16 protein-coding genes and 1 pseudogene are annotated in these 17,696 nt (G+C 46.4%); 15 read left to right on the top strand and 2 right to left on the bottom strand.

Annotated elements, in window-relative coordinates:
* The first annotated feature begins 10 nt into the window (after positions 1 to 10).
* The 9 genes and pseudogenes from mog (at position 11) to tgt (ending at position 6,888) form a co-directional block, all read left to right on the top strand.
* On the top strand, positions 11 to 538 hold the full coding sequence (gene mog / locus Q0174_RS06250) for a molybdopterin adenylyltransferase (protein ID WP_297949299.1): 528 nt from the start codon (positions 11 to 13) through the stop codon (positions 536 to 538).
* Positions 539 to 603: 65 nt separating this feature from the next.
* Complete coding sequence (locus Q0174_RS06255; RefSeq protein ID WP_291936786.1) at positions 604 to 921, top strand: HMA2 domain-containing protein; 318 nt, start codon at positions 604 to 606, stop codon at positions 919 to 921.
* Positions 918 to 1,529, top strand: coding sequence for a hypothetical protein (locus tag Q0174_RS06260; protein WP_298042475.1), 612 nt, complete (start codon positions 918 to 920; stop codon positions 1,527 to 1,529). The genes Q0174_RS06255 and Q0174_RS06260 overlap by 4 nt, the downstream gene beginning before the upstream one ends.
* 95 nt (positions 1,530 to 1,624) lie before the next feature.
* Positions 1,625 to 2,116 carry a hypothetical protein gene (locus tag Q0174_RS06265; protein ID WP_298042479.1) on the top strand — a complete coding sequence of 164 codons (492 nt, stop codon included), beginning with the start codon at positions 1,625 to 1,627 and terminating at the stop codon, positions 2,114 to 2,116.
* Between the two features lie 8 nt (positions 2,117 to 2,124).
* The gene (locus tag Q0174_RS06270; RefSeq protein WP_177386687.1) at positions 2,125 to 2,427 is read left to right on the top strand and encodes a Cys/Met metabolism pyridoxal-phosphate-dependent enzyme; all 303 of its coding nucleotides are present in this window, start codon (positions 2,125 to 2,127) and stop codon (positions 2,425 to 2,427) included.
* On the top strand, positions 2,420 to 2,905 hold the full coding sequence (locus tag Q0174_RS06275) for a hypothetical protein (RefSeq protein WP_298042482.1): 486 nt from the start codon (positions 2,420 to 2,422) through the stop codon (positions 2,903 to 2,905). Before Q0174_RS06270 ends, Q0174_RS06275 begins: the two co-directional genes overlap by 8 nt.
* A gap of 3 nt (positions 2,906 to 2,908) precedes the next feature.
* Positions 2,909 to 4,990 (top strand): annotated as a pseudogene (locus tag Q0174_RS06280) (heavy metal translocating P-type ATPase).
* Positions 4,980 to 5,324 (top strand): hypothetical protein, encoded by a 345-nt coding sequence (locus tag Q0174_RS06285; protein WP_298042483.1) that lies wholly within the window; start codon positions 4,980 to 4,982, stop codon positions 5,322 to 5,324. The pseudogene Q0174_RS06280 and the gene Q0174_RS06285 overlap by 11 nt, the downstream one beginning before the upstream one ends.
* A gap of 397 nt (positions 5,325 to 5,721) precedes the next feature.
* Complete coding sequence (gene tgt, locus Q0174_RS06290; RefSeq protein WP_298042486.1) at positions 5,722 to 6,888, top strand: tRNA guanosine(34) transglycosylase Tgt; 1,167 nt, start codon at positions 5,722 to 5,724, stop codon at positions 6,886 to 6,888.
* A 680-nt stretch (positions 6,889 to 7,568) separates the two neighbouring features.
* Here the strand turns inward: tgt and Q0174_RS06295 are convergent.
* The gene (locus Q0174_RS06295; RefSeq protein ID WP_298042488.1) at positions 7,569 to 8,702 is read right to left on the bottom strand and encodes a hypothetical protein; all 1,134 of its coding nucleotides are present in this window, start codon (positions 8,700 to 8,702) and stop codon (positions 7,569 to 7,571) included.
* Positions 8,703 to 8,762: 60 nt separating this feature from the next.
* Complete coding sequence (gene glmS, locus Q0174_RS06300; RefSeq protein ID WP_298042492.1) at positions 8,763 to 10,580, bottom strand: glutamine--fructose-6-phosphate transaminase (isomerizing); 1,818 nt, start codon at positions 10,578 to 10,580, stop codon at positions 8,763 to 8,765.
* 141 nt (positions 10,581 to 10,721) lie between these two features.
* Here glmS and mqnE point away from each other — a divergent pair, with 141 nt between their 5' ends.
* The 6 genes from mqnE to metG all read left to right on the top strand — a co-directional run bounded on the left by mqnE (position 10,722) and on the right by metG (position 17,694).
* Positions 10,722 to 11,804: an aminofutalosine synthase MqnE gene (mqnE, locus tag Q0174_RS06305; RefSeq protein WP_298042495.1), complete on the top strand. Its 1,083-nt coding sequence runs from the start codon at positions 10,722 to 10,724 to the stop codon at positions 11,802 to 11,804.
* 18 nt (positions 11,805 to 11,822) lie between these two features.
* The gene (locus Q0174_RS06310; RefSeq protein WP_298042498.1) at positions 11,823 to 13,118 is read left to right on the top strand and encodes an NCS2 family permease; all 1,296 of its coding nucleotides are present in this window, start codon (positions 11,823 to 11,825) and stop codon (positions 13,116 to 13,118) included.
* A gap of 15 nt (positions 13,119 to 13,133) precedes the next feature.
* Positions 13,134 to 13,583 carry a phosphoribosyltransferase family protein gene (locus Q0174_RS06315; protein ID WP_005871628.1) on the top strand — a complete coding sequence of 150 codons (450 nt, stop codon included), beginning with the start codon at positions 13,134 to 13,136 and terminating at the stop codon, positions 13,581 to 13,583.
* A gap of 118 nt (positions 13,584 to 13,701) precedes the next feature.
* Positions 13,702 to 14,922 (top strand): hypothetical protein, encoded by a 1,221-nt coding sequence (locus tag Q0174_RS06320; protein WP_298042501.1) that lies wholly within the window; start codon positions 13,702 to 13,704, stop codon positions 14,920 to 14,922.
* A gap of 27 nt (positions 14,923 to 14,949) precedes the next feature.
* Positions 14,950 to 15,651, top strand: coding sequence for a type II secretion system protein (locus Q0174_RS06325; RefSeq protein ID WP_298042504.1), 702 nt, complete (start codon positions 14,950 to 14,952; stop codon positions 15,649 to 15,651).
* A 45-nt stretch (positions 15,652 to 15,696) separates the two neighbouring features.
* Complete coding sequence (gene metG, locus Q0174_RS06330; protein WP_298042506.1) at positions 15,697 to 17,694, top strand: methionine--tRNA ligase; 1,998 nt, start codon at positions 15,697 to 15,699, stop codon at positions 17,692 to 17,694.
* Positions 17,695 to 17,696 lie beyond the last annotated feature (2 nt).

The raw sequence follows: 17,696 nt of genomic DNA on the forward strand, positions 1-17,696 counted from the left end.
GGAGAGGAAAATGGTAAAAATAGGTGTTTTAACAATAAGTGATCGCGCTAGCGGTGGCATTTACGAAGATTTGGGAGGCAAAGAAATAATTGCCGTGATGGATGATTGGCTAACTTGCGAGAAAGAGTATTTTTATGAAATAGTTCCAGATGAGCTAGAGCTGATCAAAGATAAGCTGATTTATCTTTGCGACGAAGCGGGTTGTGATTTGGTGCTAACTACGGGCGGTACGGGCCCTGCTCCGCGCGATGTAACGCCTGAAGCGACCGAAGCGGTAAGTGAGAAATTAATGCCAGGCTTTGGCGAATTAATGCGCGCAGAGAGCCAAAAGATCGTGCCTACGGCAATTTTATCGCGTCAGATAGCAGCGATCCGCAAAAAATCTCTGATTATAAATTTACCGGGTAATCCAAAAGCGATTAAAGAGTGCCTTCTACCAGTGTTTCCTGCCGTGCCGTATTGTATTGATCTAATGGGAGGGAATTACATAACAGCGGATGAAAATAAGATAAAGATATTCCGTCCTAAACGCAAATAATTCGCAAAATTTAGCAGGAATTAAATGATTTATGATATTATTTGGGCACAAATTTAAGGAAAAATATGAAAATAAATCACAACGATATTTTGGAATTTCATAAATATTTTAGCAAAATCAGCCACAGCAAAGGCCGTATTCGTATCCGCGTAAGTCCTAAAATTAGAGAGTTGCGAGATAGCGTGAGCGAAGAGAGCCTAAAGGCTAAAATAGCTGCAATTCGCGGGATAAAAGAGTATAAATTTAACTCTCTAATCGGCTCGCTGACGATTCATTATGATGAAAGCGTTTTCCCGATGCACCTTTGGGAGCAGTTTTTAAGTGGCATCAGTTCGCCTGAGCTAGTAGCGCTTGTAAATTCCAATATAGAGGCGATTTCTTGAGCGAAGAAGCATTGCGTAGTACTAAAAAATCGCGCAAATTTTCTAATAAATCTCGGAATTTAAATGAGGCACAAATTGCAGATATCGCTCTTTTGCTCGAAAAAGAGGCGCAAATTTTACAGTTTTATTCGCTGGGCGCAGTTAAATTTCAAGATAAAAAGTTAGGAGAAATTCTATCTTTACGAGCTGGATTACTTGAGCGGGTGCTAGACTTTGCAAATTCTTGCGGGCTTGGCGCCACGCCTCCTGAAAATAGCAGTGAGGCACTGGCTGCAAAAGGTCTAAATGAGTTTTTGGCTTCGGCACTTTTGATAGAAAAAAGCTCTATGATGTTTTATGACGATCTAATTAATTCGTGCAAGAACGCGCAATTTAAAGAGCTGCTGTATAAGGCGCAGGCGGTTTCGTATAATGAAATTTTGCCGATTTTAAAAGAATTAAATTCTAAATACGAGGCTGATTTAAATTCTTTGAATTTTGCTGATTTATTAAATGAAATTTTAAAGAATCCGCAGGGATTAGAGCGGATAATTCAAAAATACGATTTGCAAAATATCTTAAATAGCGCATTTTCCAATTTAATTAAAGGAATTTTGCAGAAAAATTAAATTAGGATTGCAAAAATCTAAAAAAGTCGCTATAATATCAAAATCTATGTAAAGTTGATAAAATGACTTTATAATCTTAACACAAGGAGAATGAAATGCCGATCCCATTTCTAGCAGGTTTTGCGCTTGGTTGCGCGGCGGTTTACGCTTATAACAATCGAGATAAAATCAAAGAAGGTGCGAATAAAATCGTAAGTAGCAAAAGTGTCGAGGAGCTAAAAAATAGCGTCAAAGGCGGAGCGGAAAAATTAAGCAAAAAATCAAAAGAAATTTTTGCGGAAGCCAAAGAAGGCTTAGACGATGTCGCTGAGGCGGTAAAAGGTAAAAGAAAGTCTGGTAGCAAAAAAGCTGCGACAAGTAGTGCTAGCACTGAAACTAGCACTGCAAAAAAAACTAGAAAAAAACCGGGACCGAAACCTGGATTTAAAAGAACTAAAAAATCCACCGCGAGCGCTAAGACTGGCGCAACACCGGTAGGTGAGACATCCGCAGCATCTACTACTCCGCTTAATATCCCGCAGATCGTAAAAATGGACGATAATTCTTCGGTAAAATTTACGTCCGCAGACGACAAATCAGAAAAATAGAGGCTTAAATGAATAGATCACTTACGACACAGCGTTCGCCGCTGGATCACGTTTTAAGCGGCGCTATAGCGGGGGCGATCGGCGGTTGCGCCGTAGAGCTCGTTAAAGCCAAGGAAGGCAAAAGCAAATCTAAAGCGATTCGAGATGCGCTGGATATTGCGCTAAGCGGCGGTATCATCGGCGGTGGCGCGATTTACAGTGCAAATAAGCTTGTACAAGGCGAGTATCTACGTGCCGCGGCGGGCGTCGCAGTATGTGTAGGCGCGCTCATTGCGGGTAGAAATTTTATTCTTAAGGTAGGCAATGAGTAATCCGTATATCACAAAAAAAGATTTGAAAGAAATTCTAGACGATTACGATTTTGGTGGCAATAAATATTCTAACGGCTCTGCGGGCGGCTTTGCTGGCGATGATAAGCTCGGCGGTTGGGCAAAATGGATAAATGAGCGGGTAAATTCCGCACCTTTTAATAGTTCTGCTTCCAGCAATAACTCGGATAATAAAGATTCCGCCGCTCAAAGCTCAAGCGATGTAAATTCTACTCAGGGCTCCGCTTTCGGTGGAATTTTTAATTCCTTGGGTGGCAGGCAAAACGCGAACGGCTTATTTGGTAGCAACTCATTTATCACAGGCATCGTTCTAGGGGCTGCGGCGACCTATTTTCTCACCGACGAAAACGCGCAAAAAAAGCTTTTTAAGCTCATCGCAAAGGGTACCGAGATGTTTCAGATGGGCGTTGAAGAGATGAAGGAGCGATTCGAAGACGCCAAGGCAGAGATGCAAGAGTAGTAGATGCAAAATTTTAAAATTTTACATGAGACTAAAACTAGACTACGGCTAAAGATCGTCGGTTTTAGAGATATCGATACGAGCGCACTACGAAAAGCAGCTGCGAGGCTTGAGGGCGTAACTGAAGCTAGATTTAACGCTAAAATCGGCTCTTTGATCCTTAAGCTTGACGCAGGTGTAGATAAGGCAGGAATTCTAAGGCAAGTTGTGGCTTTAAATTTAAGCGAATTAAAATCAATTATCCCCGCTAACCATAAAAATTTGCCAAGCAAAAATGAATTTATCTTAGCGCTTTTTGCGTTGGGGGGAAATTTAATCTTTCGCACTTCGCCTTTAGCGCGCGCATTTAGCATCGTAGCGTGCATGCCTATCTTAAAAGAGGGCATCAAAGAAAGCTTTCTTCACGGGCTTACTTCAAAGGGCTTGGAGGCTGCCGCTGTTGGGATTTCGCTCGCGCGCGGCGATGTATTTGCAGCAAACAGCACCAACACAATGCTTGCTCTTGGCGAATATATGGAGGAAAGCACCGTTTACAAGAGCGACGATCTGATCCGCGAGCTCGCCCGTCCGGACATCGCCGAGGCGTGGGTCGAGATAGATCAAGACGGCAAAAAGACCGAAGTCAAAATCGCAACTTCCAAGCTAAAGGTGGGCGACATCGTGGTCGTGGGCGCGGGCGACGTTATAGCCGTGGACGGACACGTTGTAAGCGGCGAAGCGATGATAAATCAAGCCAATATGACGGGCGAATCGGTTGCGGTTAAAAAATCTCGCGGCGATAGCGTGCTAAGCGGCACGATAGTGGAGGAGGGCAGGATCCGTATCTGGGCGGAAAACGTCGGCGAAAACACCTCCACGCAGCGCATCAAGCACTACATCACGGCATCTCTTAACGAGCGCTCCAGCATCGGCATGCATACGACCCACCTAGCCGACAAGCTCGTGCCGGTAACCTTCGGGCTCGCGGGCGTGTCCTATCTGATAAATCGAAATTTTATGAGCGTAGCTTCGGTGCTGCAGGCGGACTACTCGTGCGCGCTTAAGCTGCCTACGCCGGTTGCTTTTAAATCAAGCATCTCAAAGGCGGGCAAGAACGGGATTTTAATCAAAGGCGCCAAGGCTCTTGAGTCGCTTGCGAGCGCCGATACCTTCGTATTTGATAAGACGGGCACGCTTACGTACGGCAACCTGGAAGTCGCCGAGATCATATCGTTTGACGAGCGCTTTAGCAAAAACGATATTTTAAATTTAACCGCGAGCGCCGAGGAGCATTACTTTCACCCCGTAGCCGAGGCGATCGTGGATGCTGCCAAAAAGCACGGTTTTATCCACAAACACCACGACGAGGTGGAATTCGTCGTCGCTCACGGCGTCAAAACAAGCATCGAGGGCAAAAAGCTCATCATCGGCTAGCGCCACTTCCTCGAAGACGACGAGATGATCTCGTTTGCGGCGCATGAGCAGACCATCGATCTTGCAATGCAAAAGGGGCTCGCGCTGCTTTACATCGCATTTGACGGCAGACTTTTGGGGCTCATCGGACTTAGGGACGAGGTGCGCGCAAACGCCCGCGACGTCATCGATAGGCTCCGTGAGCTGGGCGTTAAGCAGATCGTCATGCTCAGTGGCGACGTGAAATCAAAAGCCCGCGCCGTAGCCAAAAAGCTCGGCGTAGATCGCTATTACGGCGAGCTGCTGCCGACGCAAAAGACCGAAATCTTAGAGCAACTCAAAGCCGAGGGGCGGAAGGTGGTCTTCGTGGGCGACGGCATAAACGACGCGCCGAGCCTGATGAAGGCGGACATCGGTATCAGCATGCTAAACGGCGCCGAGATCGCCAAGGCTTCCGCTCAGATCGGGCTTTTGAAAAACGACATCGAGGGCGTCGCGCAGGTAAAGGCGCTGGCCAACGATACGCTGCGGCTCGTAAATCGAAATTTTAACGCCACCGTGGGGATAAATTCGATCATTTTATTTTTGGCGACTTTCGGCGCGCTAAGTCCCGTAGCTACGGCGCTGCTGCATAACGGCACGACGATAGGACTACTACTGAATTCCATCAAAGGGGTAAAATTTGAGTATTGAAGATAAAATTTTGGATCTAAATTTTCAGCGCAAAGCGGCTAAAGTGACGCTGGGATTGAGTATGGGTATCACGGCTCTAACCGCGCTGAATATGAACTCGCGTATGTCGCAGCTGCATAAAGTTTCGGGTGCAGTGATGCTGGCAAGCGCGATTTGGCACGCTAGCCTTTACGGCTCGCCATACAGCGAGTTTCTGCAAAATAGAAAAGCAAAGAGTAGGGGCAGAAAGAGATCCGTAGCAAATTTAGCCTTGGAAAATCTTCCGGACGGCAAAAGTACGTCAGTAAAAAGCGCTCCCGCAAAAAGAAAGCCTCGCGCGCGCAAGGGCGCCTAGCGGCATAGTGCGTCGCGGCTTTTGAAAGTGCAAAGATAAACTCTAAAGCCGCTAAATTTCTTTAGACGCAGCCGCCGAATAAAACGTCGTAAGCGGTGAAATTTACGCCGTTTGCGGCTAAATTTCCTATCAATAATCTCACTTTGTAAATTTAATCGATAAATTGTATTTTCAAATTTTGCAGCCATAGCTCCGTTTGTAAAATTTTACATTTCGCAGTTGCGGCGGCTCCGCTACTTAAATTTTAATCCGCAAACGCTTCATAATATCCTTTAAATTTTTTACTCGCCTTTACCTGCCGCAAATTTAAATTTCGCTACAATCGCTTTTTAAAATTTTGCGCCGAATGTGCGTAAAGAGGCTAAAAAGCCAAAAAAGCTAAATTTAAAGGATTAAGATGGATTTTAAGATAGACGCCGCGGACGGCGCGGCGCGCGCTTGCACGATCCGCACGGCGCACAGCACGATCCGTACCCCCGTTTTTATGCCGGTCGGTACCGTGGGCGCGGTCAAGGCGCTTGATGCGACGGACGTAGTGCAGCTCCTGGGCGCGCAAATCATCCTTGCTAATACCTATCACATGTATCTGCGCCCGGGCTCGCGGGTGGTGGCGGAGTTTGGCGGGCTGCACGGATTTACGAAATTTCCTCGCAGCTTTTTGACCGACAGCGGCGGCTTTCAGGCCTTCAGTCTGCGCGCAAACACCAAAAACGACGAGGACGGCATAAAATTTAAAAGCCACATCGACGGCAGTATGCATTATTTCACACCGCGCTCGGTGCTCGATACGCAGTATGAGCTAAACTCCGATATTATGATGATTTTGGACGATTTAGTGGAGCTGCCGCGCGAGCCGGGCGCATTGAGCTTCGATGATAGATCGCAGCTTAAAAAGCGGATCGATCTAAGCGTCGCGCGCACGATAAAATGGGCTCGCGAGGCGATAGATTATCACGAGACCATGAAATCTCGCGGCCTGCACGCACATCAAAACATCTTCGGTATCATCCAAGGCGGCACCGACCCGCAGGCACGCAAATTTTGCGCCGAAGCGCTGTGTGAGATGAGCTTTGACGGGCTTGCGATCGGAGGGCTTAGCGTCGGCGAGAAAAACGAGCTCATGTACGACACGGTAGAGGCTATGATGCCATACGTCGATGCGGCGCGCCCGCGATATTTGATGGGGGTCGGCACGCCCGAGGATCTTGTCGAAAACGTCGCTCGCGGCGTGGATATGTTCGACTGCGTGATGCCTACGCGCAACGCCCGCAACGGCACGCTATTTACGAGCTTCGGCAAGATCAGCATCAAAAACGCGGGCTTTATCAGCGATCACGATCCGATCGATCCGCACTGCGACTGCTACACGTGCAAGCGCTTCAGCCGCGGCTATCTAAATCATCTATTTCGCGCGCGCGAGCTTAGCTTTTACCGCCTCGCGAGCATTCACAATCTACACTTCTACCTGCGCCTTGCCGCGGATATGAGAGAGGCGATCGTGCACGGGCGGTTTGCGGAGTTTAGGCGGGAATTCTACGCCGCACGAAGCGGGGCGCGAGATTAAATTTCAGCAGGCGAGGGCGCGGAAATTAGCGCGATAGTTAAATTTAGCTGCGGCGACGGGCGGAATTTTAATACGGCGCGCGGACGGCTAAATTTAAACGCGACAAAATTTGGTGATGAAATTTAATTAGCTGTGTAGCGTGGAGCTTGTAGCTTTAAATTTGATTTAAATCCGCGCTTAGGCTTTTGTATCGATTAGAATTTTATTTTGGCAAAATTTTATTATGATAGAGCTATGTATTGGAATTTCGCCGTAGAATGCGATGTGAAATTTAGCTTTGAATTTCGCGCCGAATTGCGTGGATAAAATTCTGCTTTGATATGCGTTGAGCGCGAGATTTAAAGATGGAATTTAGCGGTAAGATTTTACAGACGCGATGTAAAATTGCTATGGCTTTTGTCAAATAAGGGGGGCATTGCATCGAAATTTCGCAGGCGCTGATATTTTTGTAAGCCGTGCGTTACGCGTATAAAAGACATATATTACTTTAGTGTGTGATTGCACCTACAATTGCGGAATTTTATTGTGATAAAATTTTAATGCGGTAGAATTTTACTTTGATAAAGTTAAAATCCCCGCTAAATTCTGCCTTCGTGCTAAATTTTGCGATGAAATTTTTAGTGGAATTCTATCGTATTAAAATTTCATCGCAGCCAAATCTGCGGCAAAATTTTGTAAAATTATTTTTTGATCCGCCTTAGCATACAAAATCCAAGGAAATAAAGCGGCGACATAACGATAAAAATTATGATGTATCTCCACGCCGTGCTCGCAAAAAATAGCCCCGTAAGCTCCATAAATTTCATCGACGCGCCAGTATAGCGGTCGCCGATGCCGATGAAAATAATAGCCGCGAGCTCTACGAGCAGCGCAGGAGCAAATAGGATCGAGCCTGCAGTTTTGAAAAACATAAACGCAAACGCCTTGAGCTTATAATAAAACGAAATGAGCCCAAGTCCGATCACGCCGCAGATGAAAATCTGCTCGAACTCATCCAGCCCCAGGCTCTTATCCTGCAGGATCGTAGAGATGACGCACAGGATGATAAAGACGTTGTAATTCGCCATTTGACGCATTGGGTATTGATCGTGCGTCGCTATGGAGAGCAGGTTTATCGCGCGGTTAAGCGGCAGCAGATAAAATAGCGCAAAACTAAGGAAAATCAGCAGATCCATCACCATATAAACCGTATCTTGATTGACATAAGCTTCGATCTGCGAAAAAGATAGAAATATGCTTGCGATTTGCGAGCGGAATATCAAAATAATGACTATCGGCGCTATGGGCAGGATTATGGATTTAAGCCCTTCCTTGCGGATAGATGAAGTATAAATTTTACTCTCGACACTTTGCGTAGTGCGCAGATCGTCAGTTTGGACGAACTCAAATCCAAAGAATTTCGGTTTTTTTGCACTCGTAGGCTTGGCTTTGCGGTTAAATTTAAATTTCTTAAATTTTTTTGCGACCTTCGCTTCTTTTACGGCAGATATATCGTTTGCGATATTTTCGGTAGAGCTTTGAATAAATGGCGCTTCGGATATATTGTCTTCTCTAAAATCCTTATCGCCAAAAATTTCGTCGTTTTGCTTTGCAGATTCTTTTGGCTGTGGGGCTACTTTTTGCGCTACGCGATCTTTGGATTTAGAGCCCTCGACGCGCTTTATATTTATCGCGCTGGATGCTAGCGTATCGAAGCTTACCTCATCGCCGTCGGTTAGGCTAGGATCGCGTTCGCCAAGCATTTCGTAGCTATACTCGACCCCACCTGTGGCGACTATGACGTTTTCACCTCTGATAAATCCAATAAGTCTCATATACTAACATTCCCCGATTTTTTAATGAGAAATATTAGTCAAAATGAACTTAAAAAACGATTATTCTACGGTGACGCTTTTGGCTAAATTTCGCGGCATATCCACGTCATTGCCAAGTCTGACGGAGATTTCAAGAGCTAGAATTTGTAAAATTATCATCATCTCAAAAAACTCGCTCATCGCGTGGCTTTGCTCGCTCGTTTTGATAAAATCATCCGCGATCTCGGGCTCTTCCGGGCTGATCGCTAAAATATACGCATCGCGCGCGGCAAGCTCTTCGACGTTACTTTTGGTTTTTTCATAAAGTGCATTTTTAGGCATTAGCGCGATCGTAAAAAGATTAGAATCCGCAAGAGCGATCGGACCGTGCTTCATCTCGCCGCTCGGATAGCCCTCCGCGTGCAGATAGGAGATCTCTTTGAGCTTGAGCGCGCCCTCAAGAGCGAGCGGATAGAAAATATCGCGCCCGATAAAGAAAAAGCCGTGTCCGTGCAGATAGTGCTTACTCATGCGGTAAATTTTATCCTGCAAGCCGTCCTTAATCTTTAAAATTTGCGGGATATGAAGCATCGCCGAAATTTCGCTCGCATTGTTTTTGGCGGATACGGTGCCGCGCAGATTTGCAAGATAGATCACAAACATCCATAGCACCATTACCTGCGTCGCAAAAGCCTTCGTGGAGGCTACGCCCTTTTCGATGCCTGCGCGAGTTAGAATCACGCTGCCCGCCATGCGCACGATCGAGCTATTATCGACGTTGCATATCGCAAGCGTTCTAAGACCGGCTTTTTTAGCGATATGCAGCGCCTCTAAGGTGTCGGCGGTCTCGCCGCTTTGCGAAATGACGATAAAAAGGGCGTTTTTATTCAAAAACGGCTCCTTGTAGCGGAATTCGCTGGCGACTTCCACTTTCGTGCGGATTTTAGCGATGCGCTCGAAAAGATACGAACTTACGAGTGCGGCGTGATAGCTCGTACCGCAGGCGCATAACACGACCTCGTCGATCCCCTCAAACAGCACCTCGTCAAGCTCGTCAAATTTTATCTTTCCGCCCTTGATTACGCGCCCCATCATCGTTTCGGTTACGACTTGCGCCTGCTCGTAAATTTCTTTTTCCATAAAAAATCTAAAGCCCTCTTTTTGCGCATAGCCTTTATCTTTCGGAAGCTCACTAAAGGCGCAATTATGCGGTTTAGAGTTTTTAAAAACGTCGATCTGCCCGAGCTTTGCGACGCCGTAAATTTGATCGTCCAGATACGCAGCCGTATTTGCAAGCCCGATGAGTGGAGCGTCTGAGGAGCTAAAGAAAATTTCGTTTTTATCGTTTTTTGCGACGATGAGCGGAGCTGCGTTTTTAGCAAAGAAAATTTCGCCGGGTGCTGCCTTCGTGATTAAAAGCGTAGCGTATGCGCCTTTTAGTCGTTTAATTGTAGCTTCATATGCCTTAAATGCGTCGTTACTAGCCTTGAAATTTTTTTCAAAAAGATGCACGATTACTTCGGTATCGGTCTGGCTTAAAAATTTCACGCCGTCCGCTTCGAGCTCGTCCTTTAGCTCGATGTAGTTTTCGATGATGCCGTTATGCACGACGAAGCTAAAATCCCCAAAATGCGGATGCGCGTTAAGCTCGGTGGGCTTTCCGTGCGTCGCCCAGCGAGTATGTCCGATCGCAACGCCAAAGCCTTGCGAAGTGAAATCTTTCATCTTTTCTTCGAGATTATTTAGCTTGCCGACCGCTTTGAAATACTTTATATTCGCACTCTCGTCCATCACAGCAAGCCCAGCGCTATCGTATCCGCGATACTCGAGTTCCTTCAGTCCGTTTATTATGATTTTTTTCTTCTCTTCATTTCCGATGTAGCCTACGATTCCACACATCTTACTTTCCTTATTTAAAATTTGGCGCTCATTTTACTACGCTATTTTAAATTAACGAAATTCGGCTCTAAATTTAGTCCGCTTATCCGTTTTGTAAGCAAAAAATTATATAATTAGTACAAAATTTGGCTTGGGAAATCGATGGAAATTTTAGAAAAACTACAAAGCGGCGAGAGATTAGATTACGAAGACGGCGTGAAGTTATGGGATTTGGATCTTTTCGATCTGGGCAAATTCGCCTTTGCTATCCGCAAAGAAAAAAACGGCAAAAACGTCTATTTCAATGCAAATCGCCATATCAATCCTTCAAATTTATGCGCAGATACCTGTAAATTTTGCGCATTTTCGGCGCACCGCAAGAATGAAAACGCCTATACGATGAGCGATGATGAGATCATGCGTATAGTGGACGAGACCGTAGCGCGCGGCACGAAGGAGATTCATATCGTAAGCTCGCACAATCCGTTCGTTACGCCGCAGCAATATTTGGGAATTTTCAAAGCGATAAAGCAAAAATATCCGCTTCTGCACATCAAGGCGATGACCGCGGCGGAGATCGATTACTGGCGGCGAAAGTGGAAGATGAGCTACGAAGAGACGATAGAGCTGATGATGCAAAGCGGCGTGGATTCGATGCCAGGCGGCGGCGCCGAAATTTTTGACGAGGACGTACGCAATAAAATTTGCAAAGGCAAGGTCTCAAGCGAGCAGTGGCTACGTATCCACTCGCTGTGGCATGCGCGCGGGCGTCAGAGCAACGCTACGATGCTCTTTGGACATATCGAAAGCCGCGCTCACCGCATAGATCACATCTTGCGCATCCGCGCGCTGCAAGATGAGAGCCTAGCTCGCGCTAACCGCGGCGGTTTCAACGCCTTCATCCCGCTCGTGTATCAGCGCGAGAACAACTATCTGGATGTGAAGGGCTTTTTGGGTTCGGTCGAAATTTTAAAAACGATCGCGATTAGTAGAATTCTGCTTGATAACGTCACACATATCAAGGCGTATTGGGCAACTTCGACGCTAAGCTTAGCCCTCGTAGCGCAGGATTTCGGCGCGGATGATCTTGATGGCACGATCGAGAACGAAAGCATTCAAAGCAGCGCCGGCGCCGGCAGCAAAAAAGGGCAGAGCAAGCGCGATTTTATCGATATGATCGGCACGGCGGGCTTTGTGCCCGTAGAGCGCGACAGCTTGTATAATCAGATCGAAATTTACGAATAAATTCTAAAGGAGGAGCAAGTGGAGAAATTCTTTCATCTCGCCGCGGCAAAAACGTCGGTAAGGCAGGAGCTTATCGCAGGGCTTACTACGTTTTTGGCGATGATTTACATCGTGCCGGTAAACGCTAACATTATGAGCATCGCAGGCATGCCGTTTGATGCGCTGGTTACGGCAACCGCGCTTATTACGATAATCGCAACGTTATTTAACGGGCTCTTTGCAAATACCCCCGTTGCGCTTAGCGTTGGCATGGGGCTAAATGCGTATTTTACCTTTGCGTTGTGCGTGGATGCGAAGATGCCGTGGCAGAGTGCACTTGGCATCGTAGCGATAAGTGGAGCGCTTTTTACAGTGCTTTCGTTTACCAATTTTCGCGTTTGGGTTATCAAATCTATCCCGCTTGATCTGCGTCGCGCCATAAGTGCGGGTATCGGGGCTTTCATCTGCTTCATCGGACTTAAGCAGATGGGTGTCATCGCGCCTAGTCAGGCGACGCTAGTAACTTTGGGAAATTTAAAAGATCTAAATGTTTTGCTTGGGATTTTAGGCTTAGCGGTCGTGCTTGTGCTTTTCGTGCTTAGAATCAAGGCGGCGTTTATCTTAAGCATTTTGATTACTTCGTGCGTTGCGTGGGTGGCTGGAATTTCGCCCGCACCTCATGGCATAGTAAGTGCGCCAAGCGGCATAATGCCGATATTTGCTAAGCTAGATATCCCCGGAGCGCTAAAACTTGCGTTCGTGCCTTTTATAATCACATTTTTCGTCACGCATCTATTCGATAGTATCGGCACACTCACCGGCGTGGGAAACCGCGCGGGGCTTTTTGGAGAGAATAGCAAAGACGGCATGAAAAAACTATCTAGAAATTTAACCTCCGATGCGATAGGAAGCGTCGCAGGAGCCGTTATAGGAACGAGCACGGTTACTGCGTTTGCCGAGAGCGCCAGTGGAGTAGAAGCGGGCGGTCGCACGGGGCTTACCGCGGTATTTTGCGCTATATTTTTTGTGCTGACGCTGTTTATGCTACCGCTATTTAAGGCGATCCCCGCAAATGCGATCTATCCGATCCTCGTAATGGTCGGGGTTTTGATGTTTAGCGAGCTTGATAAAATCGATTATAGCGACGCTGGAATTTTAATCCCTGCCTTTTTTATAGTGTTTTTGATGCCTTTTACCTATTCGATCACCAACGGCTTAAGCTTCGGCTTTATCGCTTATATCGTAGTTAGACTCGCTCAGCGCAGGATAAAAGATTTAAATTTCGGCGTTTTGACGCTTGGCGCGATTAGCGTTTTAGTATTTTTAATGCATTAAATTTTAAGGAAAGATATGAGATTTTATAGTTTTGACGAGATGGATCGCGACGCAAGAGTTATAGCAAAGCAGGTTAGGGACGAATTTATGCCCGATGCAATCGTGGCGATCGCTAGAGGCGGGCTCACATTCGGTCACGCGCTAGCCAATGCGCTTGATATGCGAACGATATTTTCGATAAATTCCATTCACTACGCAGACACCAAAAAGCTCGATACCATCGACGTTTTCAACGTACCGGATCTGGAGCTTTACAAGCGCGTGCTGCTGGTGGACGATATCATCGATAGCGGCGATAGCATGGTCGAGATCAAGCGCGTGTTGCTGGAGAAATTTCCGCAAATAGAGCTTAAAACGGCGGTGATTTTTTACAAACCCAAGGCGCTCATCCAACCCGATTTTAAAATTTCAAAAACGGATGAGTGGATAAATTTCTTTTGGGAAAATTATACGATAGAGGAATGAAGCGGCGCGCGGTTAAATTTAGCGGCTAAATTTTAAATGATTCGGCGGCTTAAATTTTATAAAATTCTGGTCGTAAAATTTAGGCCGTAAATTTAAAGCGCCCGCAGCGAGGACGAGAGTGAAGAAGCTTTATCAAAACGAAATTTTCGTAATCTCCATGATGTGCCTGTTTCAGGGCATATTTCTGCTTTATGCGATCTCAAATTTAAGCATCAGCTACTACGAAGCCGAAATTTTTTATGAGAAAAAATCCCTCGTTTCGCTAATCGCAAATTTAAGCTGCGAAATTTTCGGACGCAACGACTACGCCTTGCGCGTGCCGTTTATTTTGATCCACTTCGCAAACGCCGCGATGATCTATAAAATTTCAAAATTTATTCTAAAGCGCCGCTTCGATAGAGTGGTCGCTACGGCGCTATTTATGGCGCTTCCTGCCTCGATGAGTAGCGCGATTTTACTAAATCCGGCAGGTATCATCGTTTTTTTCACGCTGCTGGCGATATATTTTGCAAAGAGTGAATACAATATCGCGCTTTTCGTGCTTCTGTCCGTTTGCGCCCTAATCGACCGCGCATTTTTTATGCTCTACGTAGGTTTTGGAATTTGGGCGCTTTATACGCGCAAAAAGGAGCTTTTGCTACTTTGCATAGCGCTATTTAGCTTCAGCGTGATCTTTTACGACGTAAGCTCGGAGGGCAAGCCAAAGGGGTATTTTTTAGACACCGTGGGCGTTTTTGCGGGCGCGTTTTCGCCTTTAGTATTTTTATTTTTCATCTACACGATCTATAGAATTTGGATCAAAGAGGAAAAGAGCCTGCTATGGTTCATCGCTACAAGTGCGCTTTGTCTGACGATGCTTTTTTCTCTAAGACAGCGTGTGGCACTTGAGATGATGCTGCCGTATTGCGTCATCGCTACGCCTTTGATCATTCGGGTTTTGTTTAATTCGTACCGCGTTAGATTGCCTAAATTTCGTACCTTTCACAAGATCGCCGTGGGCGTGACTCTGGTAAGCTTGGCGGTGAGTTATTTTGCAGTGATTTTCAGCGACGTGATGTATGAGGCGATGTTCGCAAACAAACCGCAGCGGCATTTCATCTATAAATTTGACGTAGCTAGGCAGCTGGCAAGTGAGCTAAAAAATCGCGGAGTAAAAAGCGTAAGCTGCGAAGACGAGAGGCTCTGCCTGCGCCTGAAATTTTACGGACTGCCTAGCGGGGATAGCGCTTTTATCTATGCGGATAAGCCGGAATATGTCTCGGATCATAAAAATTCGATACAAAATATAGATATTTACAAGCGAGGCGTGCGAATTGCGAAATTTTATGTTAAAATATAAACAAAATTTTTATGAAAGGTAAAAATTATGAAAAAAGCATTTACTATGATAGAGCTGATTTTCATCATCGTGGTGGTTGGAATTCTAGCGGCGGTGGCGGTGCCTCAAATCAATCGAAATAGCCTTGTGGAGGCGGCGGATCAAGTCGCTGCTCATATTCGTTACACGCAGCAGCTGGCTATGAATGATAACAAATTCGATCCTAATGACCCGGATTGGTTTAAAAAGCTTTGGAGAATTCAATTTAGTTATACTACCGCCAAAGGTAGTGCTGAGGGTTGGACTTATACAGTGTATTACGATAGCACTATGAGTGGCAATCCTAACGGTAGTGTTGATCTGTCTGATCTATCAAGAGTCGATTTTGCTACGGATCCACAAAATCCAAATAAAATTTTGAGTGCCGGCTTTCAAAATCAGGCGATGAATAGAAATGCCGAGAGGATTAATAAGAAGCTAAATCTTACAAAAACTTACAATATTAGAAATATCACATTTGCTAATTGCGGAGCCCCTACTAATCAAACTATAGTCTTTGACTCATATGGACGTCCTATGGGACAAGTAGCCGACTCTACAGTGCCTTATGATAGGCTTTTTGTGGGTCAAAATCCATGCGTAATCACGCTTACCAATGATGCGAGAGAGACCGCTAGTATTACTATCGAGCCGGAGACTGGATACGTAAGATACACGCTGAATTCTAATACCGGCACAGCCGCGCAATAGGACTAATAAAATTTTAGTCAAATTTAAGTAAGCGCAAGGAGAATGATGAAAAAATACATAATGACGCCGATTTATTACGTAAACGACGTTCCGCACATCGGTCACGCATACACGACGATCATCGCCGATACGATGGCTAGATTTTACCGCCTGCAAGGACACGAGGTGTTTTTTAAAACGGGCACCGACGAGCACGGCCAAAAGATCGAGGAGGCCGCAGCCAAGCACGGCAAAAGCCCGAAGCAATACGCAGACGGCGTGAGCGCTAAATTTAAAGACCTGTGGGACGAGTTTGACATCAGCTATGATATGTTTTCGCGCACTACCGATGCCGCGCACGAGGCGGCGGTGCAAAACGTATTTCGCAGGATGTATGAAAAGGGCGACATTTATAAGGGCGAATATGAGGGCAACTACTGCGTAAGTTGCGAGAGTTTTTTTCCTTCCAATCAGCTAATCGACGGCGAATATTGCCCCGACTGCGGCAAAAAGACTAAAATTTTAAAAGAGGAGAGCTATTTTTTTAGACTTAGCGCCTATGCAGACAGACTTTTAAAATGGTATGAGGACGAAAAGTGTATCCTGCCCCTAGGCAAAAAAAACGAGGTCGTAAGCTTCGTAAAAGGCGGTCTGAAGGATCTTTCGATCACGCGAACGGGCTTTGATTGGGGCGTTAAAATTCCGCCCGAGCTAAACGATCCGAAGCACGTGATTTACGTCTGGCTGGACGCGCTGATGGATTATCTTAGCTCGCTTGGATTTTGCGCGGGCGGCGAACGAATGGAGTATTGGAGCGACGCTCTACACATCGTAGGTAAGGACATTTTGCGCTTTCACGCCGTTTATTGGCCTGCGTTTTTGATGAGCCTGGGACTAAATATGCCACGCAGCATCGCAGCTCACGGCTGGTGGACGCGCGACGGCAAAAAGATGAGCAAGAGCCTAGGCAACGTCGTGGATCCGCGCGAGGTCGCAAACGCCTATGGGCTGGAGCAGTTTAGGTATTTTTTGCTACGCGAAGTACCGTTCGGTCAAGACGGCGATTTTTCGCAAAAAGCGATTATAAACCGCGTAAATTCCGAGCTTGCCAACGAGCTTGGAAATCTACTCAGCCGCATCGTCGGCATGAGCGCAAAATATTCGGACTACATCATAAATTCCAAAGACGTGATGAAATTTTTCACCGCCGAGATCGAGGAGGCGAACTCCCATCTGAGCGCCGCACTTAGCGCGCTTGAGGAGGTCGCTACCAATAGATACTTAGAGGAGCTTTGGAGGGCGCTTGCTCTTGCGAACGCTTCGATTGCGAAATACGAGCCGTGGAATTTGATGAAAAACGGCGAGCAAGATAGGGCGCTGGCTCTCGTCGCATTGGTTGCAAACATTTTGGCTAAAGTCGCCGTACTGCTAAGTCCCGCGATGCCGAAGACGGCGGCACGTATCGCAGACACGCTCGGCTTTGAAATATCCACTTTGCTTTATGAGAAGCTAGTGCTTCGTGGCGAAATTTTAGATTTTAAGGCCAAGCCGTGCGAGCCGCTTTTTACCAAGATCGATCACGAGCTAATGCCTAAGGCGGACTACGACAGGTTGGATGGCACTGTAAATTCTACAAGCGGTTCGGACACAGACGCCGCGGCAAAAGGTTCGCCAAGCTCAAACGCAAAAGCTTTCGGCTCGGGCGCTACGGCGCAGGGAGCTCAAGTCGCGACAACCGAAGCTCAAATCAAAATCGATGATTTTAAAAAATGCGTTATCAAGGTTGGCACGATTTTGGAGTGCGAAAACATAGAAGGCAGCGAGAAGCTACTGCGATTTATGATCGATTTGGGCGAGGAGAAGCCGCGTCAAATCATCAGTGGTATCGCGAAATTTTACGATCCCGCCGCACTTATCGGCAAGCAGATCTGTGTGCTGGCAAATTTAAAACCCGCTAAAATTTTTAAACATAGCAGCGAGGGCATGATTTTAAGCGCCGAGGACGGCAGTCTCACGCTGCTTAGCACTCTCGCGCCCGTAAAAAACGGCGCGATCGTAGGTTAGCG

The organism is uncultured Campylobacter sp. (genome assembly GCF_937996225.1).
GTDB lineage: Bacteria > Campylobacterota > Campylobacteria > Campylobacterales > Campylobacteraceae > Campylobacter_B.

What these genes read in the sequence shown, in the direction of transcription:
- Q0174_RS06255 (WP_291936786.1), top strand. Translation starts at nt 604, where the DNA reads ATGAAAATAAATCACAACGATATTTTGGAATTTCATAAATATTTTAGC.
- Q0174_RS06275 (WP_298042482.1), top strand. Translation starts at nt 2,420, where the DNA reads ATGAGTAATCCGTATATCACAAAAAAAGATTTGAAAGAAATTCTAGAC.
- mqnE (WP_298042495.1), top strand. Translation starts at nt 10,722, where the DNA reads ATGGAAATTTTAGAAAAACTACAAAGCGGCGAGAGATTAGATTACGAA.
- glmS (WP_298042492.1), bottom strand. Translation starts at nt 10,580, where the DNA reads ATGTGTGGAATCGTAGGCTACATCGGAAATGAAGAGAAGAAAAAAATC.
- Q0174_RS06325 (WP_298042504.1), top strand. Translation starts at nt 14,950, where the DNA reads ATGAAAAAAGCATTTACTATGATAGAGCTGATTTTCATCATCGTGGTG.
- tgt (WP_298042486.1), top strand. Translation starts at nt 5,722, where the DNA reads ATGGATTTTAAGATAGACGCCGCGGACGGCGCGGCGCGCGCTTGCACG.
- Q0174_RS06295 (WP_298042488.1), bottom strand. Translation starts at nt 8,702, where the DNA reads ATGAGACTTATTGGATTTATCAGAGGTGAAAACGTCATAGTCGCCACA.
- Q0174_RS06265 (WP_298042479.1), top strand. Translation starts at nt 1,625, where the DNA reads ATGCCGATCCCATTTCTAGCAGGTTTTGCGCTTGGTTGCGCGGCGGTT.
- Q0174_RS06315 (WP_005871628.1), top strand. Translation starts at nt 13,134, where the DNA reads ATGAGATTTTATAGTTTTGACGAGATGGATCGCGACGCAAGAGTTATA.
- Q0174_RS06270 (WP_177386687.1), top strand. Translation starts at nt 2,125, where the DNA reads ATGAATAGATCACTTACGACACAGCGTTCGCCGCTGGATCACGTTTTA.
- mog (WP_297949299.1), top strand. Translation starts at nt 11, where the DNA reads ATGGTAAAAATAGGTGTTTTAACAATAAGTGATCGCGCTAGCGGTGGC.
- metG (WP_298042506.1), top strand. Translation starts at nt 15,697, where the DNA reads ATGAAAAAATACATAATGACGCCGATTTATTACGTAAACGACGTTCCG.